21 protein-coding genes and 1 rRNA gene are annotated in these 18,484 nt (G+C 35.9%); 4 read left to right on the forward strand and 18 right to left on the reverse strand.

The window, feature by feature from the left end; translation table 11 throughout:
• Positions 1-8: 8 nt before the first annotated feature.
• From BMW36_RS13115 to BMW36_RS13160, 10 genes are all read right to left on the reverse strand, one after another.
• On the reverse strand, positions 9-461 hold the full coding sequence (locus tag BMW36_RS13115) for a YtxH domain-containing protein (RefSeq protein WP_089741826.1): 453 nt from the start codon (positions 459-461) through the stop codon (positions 9-11).
• 19 nt (positions 462-480) lie between these two features.
• A complete protein-coding gene (locus tag BMW36_RS13120) occupies positions 481-888 on the reverse strand; it encodes a DUF948 domain-containing protein (protein WP_089741829.1) in 408 nt (135 codons plus the stop codon).
• A gap of 164 nt (positions 889-1,052) precedes the next feature.
• Positions 1,053-2,348 carry a UDP-N-acetylmuramate--L-alanine ligase gene (gene murC, locus BMW36_RS13125; RefSeq protein WP_089741831.1) on the reverse strand — a complete coding sequence of 432 codons (1,296 nt, stop codon included), beginning with the start codon at positions 2,346-2,348 and terminating at the stop codon, positions 1,053-1,055.
• Positions 2,349-2,697: 349 nt separating this feature from the next.
• Complete coding sequence (locus tag BMW36_RS13130) at positions 2,698-4,776, reverse strand: DNA translocase FtsK (protein ID WP_089741832.1); 2,079 nt, start codon at positions 4,774-4,776, stop codon at positions 2,698-2,700.
• A 138-nt stretch (positions 4,777-4,914) separates the two neighbouring features.
• Entirely contained in the window at positions 4,915-5,520 is a 606-nt protein-coding gene (gene ytpR / locus BMW36_RS13135; protein ID WP_089741834.1) for a YtpR family tRNA-binding protein, read from the reverse strand.
• 24 nt (positions 5,521-5,544) lie between these two features.
• A complete protein-coding gene (locus BMW36_RS13140) occupies positions 5,545-6,348 on the reverse strand; it encodes a DUF1444 domain-containing protein (protein ID WP_089741836.1) in 804 nt (267 codons plus the stop codon).
• A gap of 204 nt (positions 6,349-6,552) precedes the next feature.
• Positions 6,553-6,870: a thioredoxin family protein gene (locus BMW36_RS13145; RefSeq protein WP_089741838.1), complete on the reverse strand. Its 318-nt coding sequence runs from the start codon at positions 6,868-6,870 to the stop codon at positions 6,553-6,555.
• 68 nt (positions 6,871-6,938) lie between these two features.
• A complete protein-coding gene (locus BMW36_RS13150; RefSeq protein WP_089741841.1) occupies positions 6,939-7,466 on the reverse strand; it encodes a hypothetical protein in 528 nt (175 codons plus the stop codon).
• A 75-nt stretch (positions 7,467-7,541) separates the two neighbouring features.
• Positions 7,542-8,054, reverse strand: coding sequence for a DUF84 family protein (locus BMW36_RS13155; RefSeq protein WP_089741843.1), 513 nt, complete (start codon positions 8,052-8,054; stop codon positions 7,542-7,544).
• Positions 8,055-8,059: 5 nt separating this feature from the next.
• Positions 8,060-9,127 carry a M42 family metallopeptidase gene (locus tag BMW36_RS13160; protein ID WP_089741845.1) on the reverse strand — a complete coding sequence of 356 codons (1,068 nt, stop codon included), beginning with the start codon at positions 9,125-9,127 and terminating at the stop codon, positions 8,060-8,062.
• 141 nt (positions 9,128-9,268) lie between these two features.
• Between BMW36_RS13160 and BMW36_RS13165 the strand changes: the two genes are divergently transcribed.
• The gene (locus tag BMW36_RS13165) at positions 9,269-9,583 is read left to right on the forward strand and encodes a PepSY domain-containing protein (protein WP_089741848.1); all 315 of its coding nucleotides are present in this window, start codon (positions 9,269-9,271) and stop codon (positions 9,581-9,583) included.
• 30 nt (positions 9,584-9,613) lie between these two features.
• On the opposite strand, the gene trmB is transcribed toward BMW36_RS13165, so the two are convergent.
• Complete coding sequence (trmB, locus tag BMW36_RS13170) at positions 9,614-10,252, reverse strand: tRNA (guanosine(46)-N7)-methyltransferase TrmB (protein ID WP_089741850.1); 639 nt, start codon at positions 10,250-10,252, stop codon at positions 9,614-9,616.
• Between the two features lie 102 nt (positions 10,253-10,354).
• Here trmB and BMW36_RS13175 point away from each other — a divergent pair, with 102 nt between their 5' ends.
• On the forward strand, positions 10,355-10,636 hold the full coding sequence (locus tag BMW36_RS13175; protein WP_089741853.1) for a YtzH-like family protein: 282 nt from the start codon (positions 10,355-10,357) through the stop codon (positions 10,634-10,636).
• Here BMW36_RS13175 and BMW36_RS13180 read toward each other — a convergent pair.
• The 4 genes from BMW36_RS13180 to BMW36_RS13195 all read right to left on the reverse strand — a co-directional run bounded on the left by BMW36_RS13180 (position 10,617) and on the right by BMW36_RS13195 (position 14,086).
• Positions 10,617-11,420 carry a phosphotransferase family protein gene (locus BMW36_RS13180; RefSeq protein WP_089741855.1) on the reverse strand — a complete coding sequence of 268 codons (804 nt, stop codon included), beginning with the start codon at positions 11,418-11,420 and terminating at the stop codon, positions 10,617-10,619. The two genes, BMW36_RS13175 and BMW36_RS13180, sit on opposite strands and share 20 nt — an antisense overlap.
• A gap of 133 nt (positions 11,421-11,553) precedes the next feature.
• On the reverse strand, positions 11,554-12,492 hold the full coding sequence (locus tag BMW36_RS13185; protein WP_089741856.1) for a hypothetical protein: 939 nt from the start codon (positions 12,490-12,492) through the stop codon (positions 11,554-11,556).
• A gap of 13 nt (positions 12,493-12,505) precedes the next feature.
• Complete coding sequence (gene thpR, locus BMW36_RS13190) at positions 12,506-13,066, reverse strand: RNA 2',3'-cyclic phosphodiesterase (RefSeq protein WP_089741858.1); 561 nt, start codon at positions 13,064-13,066, stop codon at positions 12,506-12,508.
• The gene (locus tag BMW36_RS13195) at positions 13,067-14,086 is read right to left on the reverse strand and encodes an ion channel (RefSeq protein ID WP_089741860.1); all 1,020 of its coding nucleotides are present in this window, start codon (positions 14,084-14,086) and stop codon (positions 13,067-13,069) included.
• A gap of 142 nt (positions 14,087-14,228) precedes the next feature.
• On the opposite strand from BMW36_RS13195, the gene BMW36_RS13200 reads away from it, so the two are divergent.
• On the forward strand, positions 14,229-14,447 hold the full coding sequence (locus tag BMW36_RS13200) for an HTH domain-containing protein (RefSeq protein ID WP_089741862.1): 219 nt from the start codon (positions 14,229-14,231) through the stop codon (positions 14,445-14,447).
• A gap of 63 nt (positions 14,448-14,510) precedes the next feature.
• On the opposite strand, the gene BMW36_RS13205 is transcribed toward BMW36_RS13200, so the two are convergent.
• Together BMW36_RS13205 and BMW36_RS13210 are read right to left on the reverse strand one after the other, a co-directional pair.
• Complete coding sequence (locus BMW36_RS13205; RefSeq protein WP_089741864.1) at positions 14,511-15,215, reverse strand: pseudouridine synthase; 705 nt, start codon at positions 15,213-15,215, stop codon at positions 14,511-14,513.
• An 11-nt stretch (positions 15,216-15,226) separates the two neighbouring features.
• The gene (locus BMW36_RS13210; RefSeq protein WP_089741866.1) at positions 15,227-16,849 is read right to left on the reverse strand and encodes a putative polysaccharide biosynthesis protein; all 1,623 of its coding nucleotides are present in this window, start codon (positions 16,847-16,849) and stop codon (positions 15,227-15,229) included.
• A 164-nt stretch (positions 16,850-17,013) separates the two neighbouring features.
• Between BMW36_RS13210 and BMW36_RS13215 the strand changes: the two genes are divergently transcribed.
• Complete coding sequence (locus tag BMW36_RS13215) at positions 17,014-18,273, forward strand: BaiN/RdsA family NAD(P)/FAD-dependent oxidoreductase (RefSeq protein ID WP_089741868.1); 1,260 nt, start codon at positions 17,014-17,016, stop codon at positions 18,271-18,273.
• A gap of 105 nt (positions 18,274-18,378) precedes the next feature.
• On the opposite strand, the gene rrf is transcribed toward BMW36_RS13215, so the two are convergent.
• Positions 18,379-18,484 (reverse strand): 5S ribosomal RNA (rrf, locus tag BMW36_RS13220); the annotation flags it as partial.

Genomic DNA, 18,484 nt, shown 5'->3' on the forward strand with positions numbered 1-18,484 from the left:
TTTTTAAATTAGATATTCGTAACATTGTCGTCATTGGTTTCGTCAAACGATTTTGCAGCTTCATCAATTGCTTTAGCAACTTCCTCTGCTGCTTCCTCCGGGTCTTGCTGACCTTTCATTTTGTCTTGAATTGTTGTTTTTGTGTCTTTTAATTTATTCGTTAAATTTTGGGATTTTTCTGAAACTACCTGTCCAAGCTGATTTGATTGTTCTTTCGCATACCCTGTCCATTCCGTACCTTTTTCATAAGCTACATCTTTCCATTCATTCGCACGGTCTTTTACATAATTAGCTCCCTGGTTAATATCATAGCGGAGTTCTTTTCCTGATTTAGGAGCAAAAATTAAAGCTAAAGATGCACCTACAATCCCGCCAATAAGTGAACCGATTAAAAAGTCCTTACTGTTAATATTTTGGTTTTCGTCATTATTATGCTGGTTTTGGTTTTGTTGATTAGTCATTTCCCATTCCTCCAATTAATTATTTATTTTTATTTTTCTTAAACATTTCCATTACGACGGTACTCCATTTTATCGCTTGTGCTGTTGTTTCTTTATTCTCTTCTGCTACCCTGTGTACTGATTGGGAAACAGTTTTAATAGATTGGGAAAAATTCTTTACACTGTCTCCAACATTTTTCACTCCATCAACAAGAGTATTTAATCGGGTTGTTTTATCATTAATGTCATCCGCTAATTTATTCGTTTTATGAAGCAGAGCGGTTGTTTCTAATGTAATTCCCTCCATCTGTTTCTCTAATCCTTCTAATGTATCGGCAACATTAGACATAGTTCGCTGAGTTTCTTTTAATACTTTCACTAGATAAACTACTAATACTGCAAAAGCAAGTGCTGCAATGATTGCTGCCAAGTATGCTAAAATTTCCACGACGATTTCACTCCTCATTATGTAGTATCGTAATATAGTAATGGATTATAGTTATGGTATACCCTAATTTACCAAATCTAAACAATAAAAGTAAAGAAGGAAAAAAACTTCCTTCTTTACAGTAATTCAACAAGAAGTGGTCTTTTTCCTTTTTTTACTCTGAATTAATTCAAAACTTCTTCATATGCTTTTTGGTATTTCTGGATATCTCCTGCGCCCATAAACACCAGCACACTATCTTTGTGTTCCTTTAATACATCAATCTTTTGTAAATCTAATATTTCACTTTCACTAATGAGAACTTGTAAATCATTAATAGTCAAATCGGATTCTTTTTCCCGGGCAGATCCAAAGATATCACATAAGTATACGAAATCTGCTTGTGAAAGAGACTGACCGAATTCATTTAAGAAAGTTTTTGTCCTAGAATACGTATGGGGTTGAAAAATAGCTACAATATCTTTATCTGGATATTTCTTACTTGCAGCTTCAATTGTTGCTTCAATCTCTTTAGGATGGTGCGCATAATCATCAATTAATATCTGGTCATTGTATTTCTTTTCCGTAAATCTTCTCTTTACACCCTGGAATGTGGCCATTTTCTTAATATCTTCCGGATTCATGTCTTCATACTGACATATTGCAATAACAGCTAGAGCATTCAGGATATTATGGGTTCCAAATCCATTAATTTGGAAAGTATCATAGTAATCATTCCGAACATGAACATCAAAGGTAGTTTTTTCATTTTCAACTCTTATATTTTTTGCCTGAAAATCATTGTTCTCATTTAAGCCATAATAAACTACTGGTACTTTTGCCTGGATTGATTGCAAATATTCATCATCACCACAAGCTACAATACCCTTTTTGACGTTATCTGCCATTTCCTGGAATGATGAATAAACATCATTAATATCCGCAAAATAATCCGGGTGATCAAAATCAATATTCGTCATAATGGCATAGTCCGGATGATAGGCTAAAAAGTGTCTCCGGTATTCACATGCTTCAAAAACGAAGTATTGACTATCAACCTTTCCACAACCTGTCCCATCACCAATTAAGTATGAAATCGGGAAGGTTTGATCTAATACATGAGCTAATAATCCCGTTGTCGAAGTTTTTCCGTGAGCACCTGTTACGGCAATACTTGTATACCTTGTTAACCATTCTCCTAAGAATTCATGGTACCGGTAGAAAGGCAAGCCAAGTCTTTTCGCTTCTATAATTTCCTCATGATCTTCTTTAAATGCATTACCTGCTATAATAATCAAATCTTCTGTTATGTTATTTTTTGAAAAAGGCATAATGGGGATATTCTTCTCTTCCAGAGCCTGTTGTGTAAAAATGTATTTATCTATATCTGATCCTTGCACATTCATTCCTGTATCAGCAAGAATTTGAGCTAATGCACTCATACCAGTTCCTTTAATACCAATGAAATGGTAAACTTTCATAAAATGAACCTCCAAAATCTCGTCATAAATATTTTCGTCATTCCTGAACGATCTATCTCTAAAACCAAAGCCTGCATAATTATAATATTAATAAAATTCTACCCGAAAACTGTTATGTCATTCTATTCATAAACACCCATATATGTTCATTTATTAGAAAAACTTCTTTATAACTAAAACAATTGTTACTTTTACTATTATCAATTAATGTGTATTCATTCTTAATTTATAAAAATTCCTCTGTCTATCATAAAGCAATATTCGGGAACCGACAAGTGCAAATAGACCCTGCTCACCAATCAAGTTGATAGCTGTGCTCTTGCCTCACTCTTTTTCAGCCACCTTACTGCTAAGAATACAGATTATCCAGATCATGTCTGTTAATTAATATTTCCCTTTGTTTACTTCCATTCTGCCCCGAAATAATTCCATCCTGCTCCATGGAATCTATCAGCCGGGCTGCTCGATTATAGCCAATTTTAAACCGTCTTTGTAATAATGAAGCACTAGCACCATTGTATTCTAATACAAAATCTATCGCTTCATCATAAAGTTCATCAACTTCTGAAGAAGAGTTAACCTGTTCAATTAATTGTTCCTGTTCAAATAAATAATTCGGTTCTGCCATTTGTTTTACGTAGTGTGTAATACGTTCAATTTCTTCATCCGAAACAAATGCACCCTGAATTCTTTTCATATCACCTGAACCATTCTCAACAAACAGCATATCACCTTTCCCTAATAATTTCTCCGCGCCTGCACTATCCAGTATAGTCCTTGAGTCCACCTGTGAAGAGACACTAAAGGCAATTCTTGTAGGGACATTTGCTTTAATAAGACCAGTGATCACATCCACGGACGGTCTTTGGGTTGCGATTAATAAGTGAATGCCACATGCCCTTGCTTTTTGAGCAATACGGCATATCGCATCCTCTACATCCTGCGGTGATGTCATCATTAAATCTGCCAATTCATCAATAACAATAACAAGGTAAGGTAATTTATCTTCATAACGATTCATTTTTTCCATTTTCTCATTATATTTTGATAAATCCCTGACGGTTTCTTTTACAAATTTCTGGTATCTGTTTTCCATCTCATTTACAGCCCACTTTAATGCAGAAGTAGCCGCTTTTACGTCTGTAATAACTGGCGCCACTAAATGCGGTATATCATTGTATGGCGTAAGTTCAACCATTTTCGGGTCTATTAACAGGAATTTAACATCCTCATGATTAGCTTTATATAATAAACTAACAAGTATTGTATTGATACAAACACTTTTCCCTGATCCGGTTGCACCTGCAATAAGTCCGTGTGGCATTTTCTGTAAATCAGTTACAATTGGTCTTCCTTCAATATCCGCTCCTAATGCAACAGTTAACGGAGACGCTGGATCCTGAAAAGTGCGGGATTCCAGCATTTTTTGTAAAAAGACTGGTTGGGCAACATCATTTGGCACCTCAATCCCTATTGTGTTTTTTCCGGGAATTGGTGCTTCCATTCGTATATCTTTAGCGGCAAGATTCAATTTAATATCATCACTTAAATTTTTGATTTTGCTTACTTTTACACCTGGTTCCGGTTGAATTTCAAATCTGGTAACTGACGGACCTTGTGTGGCTCCAACCACAGATGCTCTAATACTAAAATGGTTTAATGTTAATTGCAAAGTTTCTGATTGCTGATTCACCCAATTTGTTTGCTCAGATACAGAAAAATCCGGTGTATCATTTAACAAGTGGTAAGGCAGCTGTTTAGTTACTTTTGACTCGGTGCGGTGTGTCTGTTGTACCTGTTGTACTTGGTGCACCTGTTCTACTTGCTGTTTAAAATTTGTCTGGTGTTGCTGTTCCCTTCTCTTCCGTTTATCCCTAGGCGTCATGATTACATTTATCGGCCTGATTTTTTCACCAGTTTTTATACTGCTCTGAGTAGTTTCTCTTGTATTTTTCATTTCGTTACTATGTATATATTCATCTTCCATAACAGGTGGAGAAGGAGGTAGTATATCTTCTTTTACTTCTTCCAGATGATTCTCTTTTATCTCTTTAGATTTCAATCCCATGTCAGTTTGGTCATTACTTTTTTCCATAGCTGCTTCTACAAGTTTATTGTGATTCCCGGCTGCTTTATTCTGATTAAAACCATGAATGGGTGAAGGTACATGACTCACTTTAAATGGTGTATGTGTGCTCTTTTGATCACTATTACTATCCTTTACTGGCGCTTTTCTTTCCGAAGTTACTGTTCGTTTCGGTTGATATATTGGTTGATTATTATTTTTAGGATACTGGTAAGCCATTTTTGTTTCCACTGACTTCATACTGCTGCTGCGATTCACTTCTTTACTGCTGTGATCTTCTCTTGGAACAACAGATTCTTCTTCAAATAAATGATCCCATTTATTTTTGATATTCTTCCACATCGTACTTCACTCTCACTTCCTGCATATATAAATGGTACGATTAGTTATCATCCTTTTTATTTTATCACGAATCCGGACGTGTGAATAGTTGACATAACAAATATGGTAAAAAGAAAAACCTTTGTCATCTGACAAAGGTTATATTGCAAACTCTTCACCTATTTTTGCATCTGAAGGTAACACATAGATCCCTTTTTCTTTTGGTGCATCTGGTATTCCTAATTCTTTTTGTGAACAAATCATACCAAATGAATCAACGCCCCGTAAGTTAGATGGCTTAATTTCTAAACCACTCGGCATTACAGCACCAATTTTCGCCACAACTACTTTTTGGTCTTTATCGACATTCAGGGCTCCGCAGACAATCTGCAACTGCTCCGCTCCCACATCTACTTGACAGACACGCAGTTTATCCGCATTTTCGTGCGGGGCAATATCAGTAACATAACCAACAACAAACTTAGGCGATAAGTCAATATCCAATTCACCATTTACCTGATTTTGCTTAAATATATCTTTTAACTGCTCCAGCAAATTCTGATCAAGTTTTATCTTGCCGTTCTCTAATTCTGTCAAATACTTAGAGGCATTGAAGAGGTTATATCCTGTTACCTCATTTGTTTCATGATCAATTATTCTCACAACATCTTTATATGTTTCCATGGAAAATTTCGCATGTTGAGCTGATTTTAGCGGGATAAGCAATACGTCTCCTATCCCTTTATTATTATAAAACACATACATCCGTCCATTTCTCCCTTTCAAAATTTATTCTTTTGGTCTATTCTTAGCTAAAATAAAGACAGGCTCTAATTTCTTTTCATCATAGACAAATGGCAATGATGTAATAGGCACACGGCCTTCTGCAAAAAATTTCATCGTCATTTGGGCAATAATATCATAACCTGTCTCATTCTTTATATCTGCAACAATTAATACATCCTGATGGGGAACAGCTACTACTAATTCTCCTACAGCATTTGCCTTCATCTCTTCCAGAAAGGATTCATTTAAAATACGACTTGCATCATATCCATCTTGTGGTGACACGAAATAGAAGTCATTTTCGGCAACTGTATCTTTCTTCGAATCGATTGGCAGTGAACGAACATTGAAAAGTGAAATTTCTTTCAACCTGTCTTTCGTCCATCCTTGTTCCTGAAGCATCTTTTCATCAATAAGCTGGTAGGTTGAACCTAAGTCTAGTGCATAATAAATATTAGTCTCCGCGGTATGTTCTGTATAAACCAATTTTATACCAGCCTTCGACTTTTTAGGAAACGAAGTAGCACGTATCACTGGAAAGATATGTTTTTCTTTACCTGTTAAATGATGTTGCTGATTCATCATCTTAAGTGATTCAGTGACGTGAAACTGCAACTCATCTAATGCAGCTTCCCCTCTTTGCTCATATTTCGCAATGACATTAGGGATTCTAATCGATACCCCTTGCTTTGTATCTTTCCATTCTACTCTATATACATCTTTATCTCGAATGAAGGATACTCTCCAGTCTTCTCGCTGAAAGAGTTCATCTAATTTCTTTTTCATTTGTAATGTGGTCATTTTCATTTTTACATCCTCCTTTTAGTCCATGTCCGCAAAAGTCTCACTTTCTATTCAATCCTATCTGACTTGAAAGACTAAATGGGATACTTTTGGAACAACCTGTCACAGGAAGAAAGCAACCAAATTACATTTTAGCACTTTCCATAAATAGAAAGCAAGCCACTTCTCATGGAAAAGAGCTTACCTTAAATGATAAGCTCCTCCATACTACGAAAATAAATTAGTTAAAAAGGTTACAATCTCTTCCTTTGTCTTACGGTCTTTACTAACAAATCGGTCAACTTCGCTTCCTTTATTAAACGCTAAAAAACTTGGTATTCCAAAGATATCATGTTTGGCGCAGATATCAATAAATTCGTCTCGATCTACTGATACAAATTGATAACCAGGAAACTGCTCCTCAATCTCCGGCAGGACAGGCTCAATAACACGGCAATCCGGGCACCAGTCTGCAGTAAATAAAAATACTGTTTGTTCTGACTTCTTTAATTGTTCAAATTGTTCTTCCGATTGAAGTTGTTGCATACAATTTCCTCCTGATAAATTTAGAATTTATTACATTGCTAATAATTCACTGATCAAAGGTTTTTACTTTATGAATGGTCTTCATAGGCTATGGAATTAGCCATCTTCATCATTTGCTCTGCATCATGAAGAAGGTGATCCATTTCACTGATCGTAGTAATCTTCACACCGCCCACTCCAATTTGCAATTGAATGGATTGATCTTCTTGTTCCGTAATACTAATATAACCAAACCGGTTATCATCCTTAAACGATTCTAATCTTAATTGATTGGCAGAATCTTTAGCTGCTTCATAATTCAATTGACTAGTTTCATCCTCAAAGGAATTATAAAAAAGAATATAAGTCTGGGAGTCCCTTGTCAATAATATGTTATTTGATGTCTCTTCTTCAATCTCATAGCCATCGGGTAAATAAAGTGAGAAATTTGCAACTTCATGGGTAGCAGTTTCTTTCTCCTGGTGGAATTGCTCTTCTGCAATTACTACAGCATCTTCAATGACTTGCTCAGTTGGCACAACACTCCACACGCTGATGCCTATAAATACTGCTAGTAATAATAAAATAACTACTAGTCCAGTCTTTTCTAGTTTCATCGTATTCCTCCTGAAAATTTAGTCCTTTTTTCCCCCTTTTATATGATACTCTTTTTTTCTATTTTTGTACAAGCTTTAATATTTATCGTTTATGCTGGTTTCCAATTGGCCTTTTAACAGCTTTACGACATGAATAAACATGTCTGTTCTGGAAATGGAGCCATTAGTAAAAATACCGATTGCTCCCAAATGATGACGAATATCTTTAACTTCTGTTATTTCCTGCATAATTTTCCCTAGTTCCATTCCCTCATTAAGTTTCCTTTCAATGAAAACAGGCAATGGAATGCGTGCCCCGCTTGCTACAAAGAGGCTTCCGTCAGGTATGGCAAGAGCTCCCCAATTACATAAAAATAATTGGTTATTAATGTAGGTGACCCCGCCCTCTAATCCAATACAAAAGGCATCAGGGTACAGCTTCAGGCAATTTTCCGCACGGTTAGTAGCACCTTTCATTGTCTCTTCATCGGTCACCGGCTGACTGTTAATATGTGAAGGAACATCTGCACAATCGACTACATCATCTGTAAACACTGCTTTAACTGCATGAAATTTTGATTTATTGTTAGACCCAATGATTACTTTCATTGCGATTAACCTTTTTCATGGATGGAGGTAACGGTAGTTTGATCTGTTGCTCTTACTAAATGAACTAATAATTCTTTCGCTGCAGCATAATCGTCTACGTGAATGATAGATGCATGTGTATGAATGTACCTTGAACAGATACCTATAACTGCTGAAGGAATACCTTCATTAGCTAAATGGACAGCACCCGCATCTGTTCCCCCTTGGGAGATGAAATATTGATATGGGATATCATGCGTTGTAGCAGTATCTAACACAAATTCACGAATACCTCGGTGAGTGATCATTGACCGGTCAAATATTCTTAGTAACGCTCCTTTTCCTAATTGGCCGAATTCTTTCTTGTCCCCTGACATATCATTTGCCGGTGATGCGTCTAACGCATAAAATATATCGGGTTTTATTAAGTTTGCTGCAACTTTAGCACCTCGTAAACCCACTTCTTCCTGGACAGTAGCACCAGAATATAATTGGTTATTCAGCTTTTCACCTTCTAATTCTTTCAATAATTCGATCGCTAAGCCACAACCGTATCTGTTATCCCAAGCTTTTGCCATAATTTTTTTATTATTTGCCATAGGGGTGAAAGGGGAAACCGGGATAATGGATTGACCTGGTTTTATTCCCATTTTTTCTGCATCTTCTTTATCATCGGCACCAACATCAATTAGCATATTTTTCTGATCCATTGGTTTTCTTCGCTCTTCAGGTGTAAGATTGTGTGGAGGAATGGAGCCGACAATTCCGATAACTTTACTCGTTTCCGTATGGATTTCCACCCTTTGGGAAAGAAGGACCTGAGACCACCAGCCACCTAGTGTTTGAAATCTGATCATACCATTATCCGTAATTTGGGTGACCATAAATGCTACCTCATCCATATGGCCTGCAACTAACACTTTTGGCCCTTCTCCATTTTTTACACCAAATACACCACCTAACCGGTCCTGAATTATCTCGTCTGAGTATTTACGTAGTTCCTGTCGCATAAACTGGCGTACATCACGTTCATTTCCTGGAGCTCCTGGAAGTTCAGTTAATGTTTTAAATAACTGTAATGTTTCCTTATTCAATCTTCAACACCTACTTTTTTATTTTTTTTTACTATAACACTTTTTCTTTGGCAGTAAAAATACTTGCAATTTGTGTGTGTTTATTTTTACACTAGAAGCAGATTTTAGTTTCAGATAATTTACATATTGAGGTGAATATAAATGAAAATGAAGCAATTACTTTCTGCACTGGGGATAGGAATAGTGATCGGTTACGCTTTCCGAACCAGGCAGGAAGAGCTTTGGATGAAACCGGAAGTTGCTTTAAAGCTGACAAAGCAAAAGTTTCAGAAGCATTATGATGTAAGTGGTTCATGGATTTATATGAAGAGAGAACAATTGTATTTAAATGATTTAAGCTACGAGGTATATCATGGCGGGATAACAAAACATATTGATGGCAAACATATACCTCTGGAATTCTTTGTGGATGCCAAAACAGGTACTATTATAAAAACAAGACAATCAGAAAACTAACAAAAAAACTGCCGTATTTTGGCAGTTTTTTTATGAAAAGCTTACAACACAGCGGTAAATAGGTTGTCCTTTAGCGGAGAACTTCTCTTCATATTCAGTCATCACGTTCTTCGGATCTTCTGTAGCATGGAGATCTAAGGTTACTTCTTCTAATTTGCAACCAAATTGAGAAAAACTGACTAATGAATACTCGAATAACCCTTGATTATCTGTCTTTAATACGAGCTGCCCATTTTCTTTTAAGATCGTCCTGTATTTCTCCAGAAAACTTTTATATGTTAGCCTTCTTTTTTCATGGCGATTTTTCGGCCATGGATCAGAAAAATTTAAGTAAATAGTATCAACTTCTCCTTGTGAAAATATGTCTAACAAATTTTCAGCATTTTCATTTACTAATCGAACATTTTTACACTCAGCTTCTTTAACTTTATCCACTGCTGATACTATAATACTCTTTACAAGTTCCATACCGATAAAATTGGTGTCAGGAAATTGTTTTGCCATTCCTGCAATAAATTGGCCTTTTCCTGTTCCAATCTCTAAATGAAGGGGCTGTTCTTCAGGAAATAAGCTGTTCCATTTCCCTTTTTGGTCAGTTGCCGTGATTTCCACAATCTCTTTATTTTCAATCAGGTAATCTTCCGCCCAAGGTTTATGTCTAGCTCTCATGAATTTATTCTCCTTTTGCATATTATTTTTTCATGTTACTGAAAAAAATGAACCGGTATAGTTTTCAACAAAATGATAAAGCTATAACTGAGGTGATAAAATATGGTTTTAAACATACAGAACCAGTTAGACCTTCTCCATGATTTACTTAGCTTACATGCAGAAGAAGGTTGTGGAAGTAATTCTGAGTGTGAACAAATTGCGAGGCTCATTGATTCTATCCAACAACAAAATGCCTTACATTTTCCATTATCTCATCATTTGGAAAATATAAGACAGTATGGAGTAAACGGTGCAACCACTTCTGAACTCGACCAACATATTTTACGTCACCAGGCATCATTTGACCAATGGTTACAATCAATTAAAGATTCCAATCATTAACTTGGTGAAGAAGCTGATTTAGTTCTTTAAAATGGAAATTAGCTTCTTTCTCCCTGTTTTGCTGTACACACCAGGCATAGCCGACTATTTCATCAATGATTAAATACCAATGCATTCTTTGCATTAAATGGCGGCTGTTTTCTATACCATAATAACTAAGCCATTGGTCCCAGTCATCTTTTGGAATATAGGATTGCAAAATTCTACCTATATCCATCGCCGGGTCTCCAACACGTGCATTATCCCAATCAATCAGGTACAATTCACCATTTTGTGAAAGCATCCAGTTATGATGGTTTAAATCACAGTGACATACCACAGTTTCATTAACAGGCATGTGGTTAACTCGATTTTCTAAAAATTTATAAGCTTTATACAACAGTAAGGAATCTCTTATACCTTCAATCCGTTCAAAGATCTCTTTTACCATTGCTAAGCTGTTATCAGGAGTAACAGTTGTTTTCTCTATTCGTAAAAGCATATCTAAAAGTTCTGAGGAATGGTGAATTTTGCTAAGCAATGAAGCTACTTTAGGATGCTGCATTTCTTCCACATTTAATGCTTTGCCTTCAAGCCATTGTTGTGCAGTAACGACATCACCATTTTCAAGCCGTTTTGTCCAGACTAGTTTCGGAACAATTCCTTGTGCTGATAACACTGCTAAAAAAGGGGAAGAGTTACGTTTTAAAAACAACCGCTTTTTATTTGATTGTGCGTAATATGCTGCACCTGTCGACCCGCCAGCTGGTTCGATAGTCCAGTCATCTCCTAAAATATGTTCCACAGTTGTCACCCTCAATTCCTCAAATAATCTATGAATAATTTCACTATTACTATATCAATTAGTTAAAATAGGGAATAGTAATAATAGATTACCGCAAAACTAGACACAATTTCAAGTATAAATTTATTTTTTTCTAAAATTCATAGAAATTTTGTCTATTCTTGTCTTCATTTGCATTACTTTCTCTTTCCCATTCCGGTCTTGAAAATGCTGTTGTTTCACAATGCTCCAGTACAGCGTTCGCAACTTTCAGCTGATCGTGCTTCAGAGGAGAAATAAGCCTTTGTTTTTCTTTCAGCCATTCCTCATACTCTCCCTTGCCAATACAGTTTATTCGAAAAGGTTCAGCTTTATATTCTATTTCATTATCTCTTGAAAGTACTGTCCGTTTAATCGGGAAATCTAGTCCATGATTCTTTAGTATCGATTGAATAATTTTTTCCGTACGTTTTAATGCAATTACAGGACTAAGTACTTTTGACTGGATATTCCTCTCTTCTATATACCAGACTCTCTCATCATTAGCAATAATCGTTTGTCCTGCTGGCCTTTCACACATTGTAATTACCTCAATTTCTAATGGACTAATGAGTATAATTTCCCCGTCCACAAGATGATTTTTTAATGAAAAAACCGGGCAGTATATTAATAAGAAGTTATCTGGTATTCTTTGCAGGAAAAATTGCAATAGTGAGTCATTTTTATAAGATTGATCCATAAATGACATTTCACTAATTGTAGTCGAAGCCCATTTAAGTTGAAAAAGGAGTAATCGATCTAAAAAATATTGCTTAAGTTCTAATTCTGTGCCTGGCAAGGCAATCTGTTCCGGTTCTTCCTGGTCTTCTTCCTGCTTTTTTTGTCTCTTAAAGAATTTCCTCCAGTTCTTCTCTTCCGTCTGTTCCTCTTCACTTTCCTTATGCTCCAGTAAAGAAGTTGCCTGTTGATTCGTCCATAACGTTTTTAACCTTTTCCAATTTTCCAATTTTAAACGTGAAAACTGACTTGGGTAATGGTAAATATCTCTTTCATATCGTGAAATGTAATTGCTTAATTTAATTAATTGAGCCATATGCTCACTCCTATTACTCTTGTAATCTGTATACGGCGACTGGTTCATACTTAACTGTGTTACCAGGATTAATTTTATAAATTGCCACTTCTTTGATCATTAGTTTTCCGAGCTTAGGGCTATCAAAAATATTCTTGTCTAATATCATATTTTTATTTTGCCATCTCTTTGCTAATGTTATATGTGGCTGATAGTTCCTTTTATCTACCGGCAAATCAACTTCTAGACAAAGTTCAGTAATCACTTTATGCAAATGCCCTATTTCTGTCGTCTTTTCTACATCAACCCACAAAACTCTGGGCTTCTCTGGATTACCAAATGTCCTTAGACCGCCAATCTTCACAGGAAACACCGGTTTTTTCTCAACTTTTCTTAAAATTTGTATTAACTCATTCATCTTTTTCTGATCTACAGCACCCAAAAATTGGAGAGTGATATGTAAATCTTTCTCATGGGTCCAAATTTTAAATGGCAATTCTTTGTCTTGTAAGGTTTCCTTAATGGAAGCCAGATGTTTCTTCGTTTGTTCATCAATACTAATGGCAATAAAATAATGAGGAACGTTCTGAGGCATTTATCCTTCTCCTTTTAGCAGCTTTTTATGTGTTTCCACATCACATATTACAAATAATTCAGCTTCTGCTGGAATTGGCTGATCCAACATACGATTAATGTTTAATTTGTCTCTGTCAGCTACAAGTGTTGCTCCATTTTGAAGCAAATCATTAAAAGCATCACGATAAGTATTCCACTCTTTTTTTGCAGGTACGTAATATAAGTCATCACCTTTTGTTCGCCTTAATAACTGGGAAAAAATGCTCGACACACCTTTTCTGAATGCAGACCTTACAAATAAAGAAGAAATCGTTTCATCTGAAACAATAAATTCATCCACATTCACATATTTAAAGTTTTCTAAGTGGGTTTCTTTCATTATTTCCACAATGGTATATACCTCTGGTGCAATCGACTCAACTGTTGAAGCAATTAACAGGGTTTGGCCATCAGCTAATTGACCATTACTAATTTTGTCATTTGCAAAAATTAAAACCGATTTCGCTTCTTTAATATTAGCTTTTTCTAAAGTCGCCTTTTCAGAAGCATTCCCTTTAATATAAAAAATATTCGCGGAAAGCACTGGGGCTTTTTCTAATTGATCAATGAGGATGATATCAATCATTGCATCTGTTGCTAACATTTCATCTATAGCGAACCTGGCCTTTTCTGACCATCCAATAATGATGTAGTGCCCTTTTCCATTATACACAATGTCTCCCTCCATTCTTTTCTTTCGATAGATTGCAAATGTATCGATAATCTTACCAATCACAATACCAATTAATCCAATACCGAAAATATACAAAAATAAGCCGATAATACGTCCGAATACTGTTACTGGATAAAAGTCACCGTAACCAACTGTAGTAACAGTTGTCATTACCCACCACAGGCCATCAAAAAAGGTGGGAAAAGTTTGCGGCTCAGCCAATACAATAATTACAGACGTTATAAGTACTAAAAGAACACTAATTATAAATAATAAATAGTTAGAGATATCAATAGTTTTTCTAATTAATAGCTTAAGAAGATGCATCCTAAACTCACCTCAGTATTTTTAATTGTCTGTAAATTCTTAATTTTAAAACTAGATTAAATGAAAAAATAAGTGTAAAATATATGTATCAACTTGAATATGCTTTCATATGGTTTACCGATAACTTATAAGGAGTGATTCTTTGAGTCAATCAACCACCCGCATGCTATCTCGTGTCAAAGCCGTTTACATGTTTATTAAAGAGAATGGGCCTGTCACGACCAGTGATATAGCAGAAGAATTTGGTATTACAGACCGTACAGCACAACGAGATTTACATTTGCTAGCTTACAACGGGCTTGTCAATAGCCCAAATCGGGGACGTTGGGAAATCACAAAGAAAAAGGTAAAAATATCTTAGTCAGGAAAGCTTATTAAAACATTAATATTAAGATGAACCAGCATATTAACTGCTGGTTTTTTACTATTCCTTTAACAAGGATAATTCTTCATCAGTCAGTTGTCTGTATTTCCCCACAGGTAAATTTTTATCTAATACAAGTGATCCCATGGAAAGTCTTTTTAAATACAAAACTTCTGTATCGATCGCTTGAAACATTCTTTTCACTTGATGAAATTTCCCTTCAGTTATCACAATTTCCACTTCAGAGTTAGTGCCAGAAGATAATATAGTTAATCCAGATGACTTGGTTATGTATCCTCCAATATCTACCCCTTTTTTGAATTGTTCGATATGTTCTGGTTTTACCTCACCTTTAATTCTCGCAAAATATTTTTTTGATACATGCTTTTTGGGAGATAATAACTCATGCGCTAAATGTCCATCATTTGAAATTAATAACAAGCCTTCCGTATCCTTATCCAGTCTTCCTACAGGGAACGGGTTTAATACTCTATCCTTTTCATCGAGCAAGTCCAGAACCGTTTTTTGCATACTATCTTCCGTTGCCGATAAATAGCCGGGAGGCTTATGCAGCATAAAATAAACATATTCCTGATAACTTACCTTTTCTCCGTTACATAAAATAATATCCTCAACCGGGTTAACATCTAAATCTGCTTTCTTCACAATTTCATCATTTACTTTCACTAATCTCTTTTTAATCATTTGCTTAACATCTTTTCTGCTGCCATACCCAGTATTAGCGAGTAATTTATCTAACCGCAATCTCACCCCTCCTAACGTCCAAACAATCGGTCAAGTATTTTTATCCGCCTGCCGACAATTCGTTCAAATAGTGTGGAAGCATACCCCAGATACAAATATGTTCCTCCACCTAAAACTACCCCAACCATTGTGATGATTAAAGCTTGAAATCGACCATCTTCATATGTAATGAAATACCCGGTAAGCCACTTCATCAATAAAAGAATTACTGACATGAAAAAGGTAAATATAGACATCAGTATGGAGAGCTTGATGAATTTTTTATAAGAAAATTTAATTTTTACACGAATTTGCCAAAGATTCATTACCACAGCGACTAATGTTGCCAGAATAGTTGTAATAATCGCCCCTTTTGCACCAAATGTCTGAATCATTATGGAGTTTAAAAGCAGCTTTATTAGGATACCAGCGGACAAACTAATCACGGTAAACTGCTGTCTCTCTATTCCCTGCAGGATGGATGCAGTGACAGTAAAGAAAGCAAATGTTAATGCAACAGGCGCATACCAAGCAAAGAGCGGGCCAGTTATTGATATTTCGTCTCCACCAAATAAGGCTGTATAGATATCATGTGATAATATCATTAAGCCAAAGACGGCTGGCAATACAAAAAACATGATGATTTGTAATGCTTGATTGATCAATTGCTTGACACGTTCCATTTGCGCTTTATGGAAAGCTTTTGTAATTTCGGGTATAAGTGCCAAAGATAAACCTGTCGCTATAGTAACCGGGATAATTACAAGTTTATGCCCCTGTGTACTGAAACTGGAGTAAGCAATACTGGAAATATCACTTTTTCCGATTTCTGCCATCGCACGCAAGAATGTAAACTGATCAACTAGTTGATATAAGGAGGTGGCAATACCTACCAAAACAAAGGGACCTGCGTATCGGAACAATTCTGAAACAAGTTCTTTTGTCGGCAAGTTTCGTTTTTCCTTTTGTTCCTGTACTTGTTTGTTCAATGACTTCCTTCTTTTTGCCCAATAACCTGCAAGTACCACCCATGAAGCAATACCACCAATAAATGCTGCAAAGGTGGCAAATCCTATGGCTGTTGATGTGGAACCATTATAAAGGACAAGAATAGTAAATACAGCTACAAGCAAAAATATTATCCGAACTACTTGTTCAACTACCTGAGAAACAGCAGTAGGTCCCATCGATTCATTTCCCTGGAAAAAACCTCTCATGATCGACATACCTGGAATAATTATTAACGCAAAGCTAGTCATTTTAATTACATTTACCAGGTCTTCTTCTTGTAAGCCTTCGGTCCGAGGATCCCAAATTAATGCAGTATACCCCTCTGCTCCAAAGTACATTAATATAAATGCAATAATTCCTGAAATAAACATCAGGATAGTACCTAATTTAAACATCCTCATACTTGTATAGTAATCGTCAAGTGAGTTATATTTAGCAACAAATTTAGAGACAGCTAATGGAACTCCGACAGTAGAAATACTTAACATAATATTATATGGGGTATAAGCAAACTGATATAACGTCATCCCTGTTTCCCCAACCATATTAGTAAAAGGAATAACATAAATCATTCCAAGAAATTTCGATAAGAAACTAGCTCCTGTTAAAAGCATAGTTCCCCGAATAAAATTTGACCTTGCCATAATTTCACCTATATTCTTCAAATTCATATAACGTAAACTATTTTATCATAACATTCATATGATTGTTATCGAAAGATGCCATTAATGATTGTTTACTGTCATTTTACTATTAAGATAAAATAGTTTATCATAAAAAATAGTCGCTATAGAAATGAGGTTTATTTATGACATATCAAGTTGTAGTCATAGGTGGTGGTCCATCTGGCTTAATGGCAGCTATTGCTGCTGCAGAGCAGGGTGCAAAAACATTGCTGTTAGATAAAGGAGCGAAACTAGGAAAGAAACTGGCTATATCTGGTGGCGGCCGGTGTAATGTGACAAATCGTTTACCAGAAGATGAAGTCATAAGACATATTCCTGGGAACGGTAAGTTTTTATATAGTGCTTTTTCTATTTTCAATAATTTTGATATTATTGACTTTTTTGAAGGGCTTGGTGTCGGATTAAAAGAAGAAGATCATGGAAGAATGTTTCCAATTAGTAATAAAGCACAAGATGTTGTTCAATCCTTATTAGATCAATTGGCGAAACTTCATGTTGAAATTAGAATAAAGACAACAGTAAAAGCAATTGACTATGGAGAACACTCACATACAATTATACTGGATAACAAAGAAAAGATCAGCACAAATTGTGTAATAATCGCAGCAGGAGGTACATCAGTCCCTCACACAGGCTCCACAGGGGATGCCTACCCATGGGCGAAAAAGGCTGGACATACTATTACGAAGTTATACCCAACAGAAGTGCCGATTGTCTCTAATGAGGCCTTTATTCGCAATAAATCCCTCCAAGGTTTAGCACTTAGAGATATTGCTTTATCTGTTTATGACGAGAAAGATAAAAAAGTAATTACACACAGGATGGACATGTTGTTTACCCATTTTGGTATTTCAGGCCCTGCAGTATTAAGATGTTCTCAATATATTGTAAAATTATTAATGAAAGGCCAAAGGTCAGTACGAGTCTCAATAGATTCCAAACCCGATCAAAAACAATCCAACTTACTGGAAGAAATAGTTAATATTATAAATGATCAACCGAAGAAAAGCTTGAAAAATATTTTAAAAGGATATGTACCTGAACGGTTTCTGGATTTTATTCTAAGTAAGTGTGAAATTGATCCGCAAACAAATGGCGCGAATATTTCCCGGGAAAAGATTAAAGCAATTGTCGATAATTTTAAAGACTTTTCCTTTTTGGTCAATGGAAGTTTGCCATTAGAGAAAGCATTTGTAACCGGTGGAGGTGTTTCTATTAAAGAAATCATTCCAAATACAATGCAATCAAAGCTTATGCACGGTTTATACTTCTGTGGAGAGGTCCTGGACATACATGGATATACCGGCGGTTATAACATAACAGCTGCTATGGTAACAGGAAGAGTGGCCGGGATGCATGCAGCTTGGGAGAGTATGGGTTAAGGCTATCAGTTGTTTTGCCCACCCAAATTGGGGAGCTCTGGCTCTCCTCAATATTATGGATTTAAAAAAAAAGCTTTTAGTGTCTCCACTAAAAGCTTTTTTTTTGCCTGGCAACGTCCTACTCTCGCAGGGGCAAAGCCCCAACTACCATGGGCGCTGGAGAGCTTAACTACTGTGTTCGGCATGGGAACAGGTGTGACCTCTCCGCTAT

Source organism: Gracilibacillus ureilyticus, assembly GCF_900111195.1.
Lineage (GTDB): Bacteria > Bacillota > Bacilli > Bacillales > Amphibacillaceae > Gracilibacillus > Gracilibacillus ureilyticus.

Coding starts and splice junctions, on each gene's coding strand:
- murC (WP_089741831.1), bottom strand. CDS start 2,348: ATGAAAGTTTACCATTTCATTGGTATTAAAGGAACTGGTATGAGTGCA.
- BMW36_RS13150 (WP_089741841.1), bottom strand. CDS start 7,466: ATGAAACTAGAAAAGACTGGACTAGTAGTTATTTTATTATTACTAGCA.
- BMW36_RS13195 (WP_089741860.1), bottom strand. CDS start 14,086: ATGCATCTTCTTAAGCTATTAATTAGAAAAACTATTGATATCTCTAAC.
- BMW36_RS13155 (WP_089741843.1), bottom strand. CDS start 8,054: ATGAAAGTAATCATTGGGTCTAACAATAAATCAAAATTTCATGCAGTT.
- BMW36_RS13130 (WP_089741832.1), bottom strand. CDS start 4,776: ATGTGGAAGAATATCAAAAATAAATGGGATCATTTATTTGAAGAAGAA.
- BMW36_RS13185 (WP_089741856.1), bottom strand. CDS start 12,492: ATGGCTCAATTAATTAAATTAAGCAATTACATTTCACGATATGAAAGA.
- BMW36_RS13175 (WP_089741853.1), top strand. CDS start 10,355: ATGGTTTTAAACATACAGAACCAGTTAGACCTTCTCCATGATTTACTT.
- BMW36_RS13210 (WP_089741866.1), bottom strand. CDS start 16,849: ATGGCAAGGTCAAATTTTATTCGGGGAACTATGCTTTTAACAGGAGCT.
- ytpR (WP_089741834.1), bottom strand. CDS start 5,520: ATGTATGTGTTTTATAATAATAAAGGGATAGGAGACGTATTGCTTATC.
- BMW36_RS13165 (WP_089741848.1), top strand. CDS start 9,269: ATGAAAATGAAGCAATTACTTTCTGCACTGGGGATAGGAATAGTGATC.
- BMW36_RS13215 (WP_089741868.1), top strand. CDS start 17,014: ATGACATATCAAGTTGTAGTCATAGGTGGTGGTCCATCTGGCTTAATG.
- BMW36_RS13145 (WP_089741838.1), bottom strand. CDS start 6,870: ATGCAACAACTTCAATCGGAAGAACAATTTGAACAATTAAAGAAGTCA.
- BMW36_RS13115 (WP_089741826.1), bottom strand. CDS start 461: ATGACTAATCAACAAAACCAAAACCAGCATAATAATGACGAAAACCAA.
- thpR (WP_089741858.1), bottom strand. CDS start 13,066: ATGCCTCAGAACGTTCCTCATTATTTTATTGCCATTAGTATTGATGAA.
- trmB (WP_089741850.1), bottom strand. CDS start 10,252: ATGAGAGCTAGACATAAACCTTGGGCGGAAGATTACCTGATTGAAAAT.
- BMW36_RS13140 (WP_089741836.1), bottom strand. CDS start 6,348: ATGAAAATGACCACATTACAAATGAAAAAGAAATTAGATGAACTCTTT.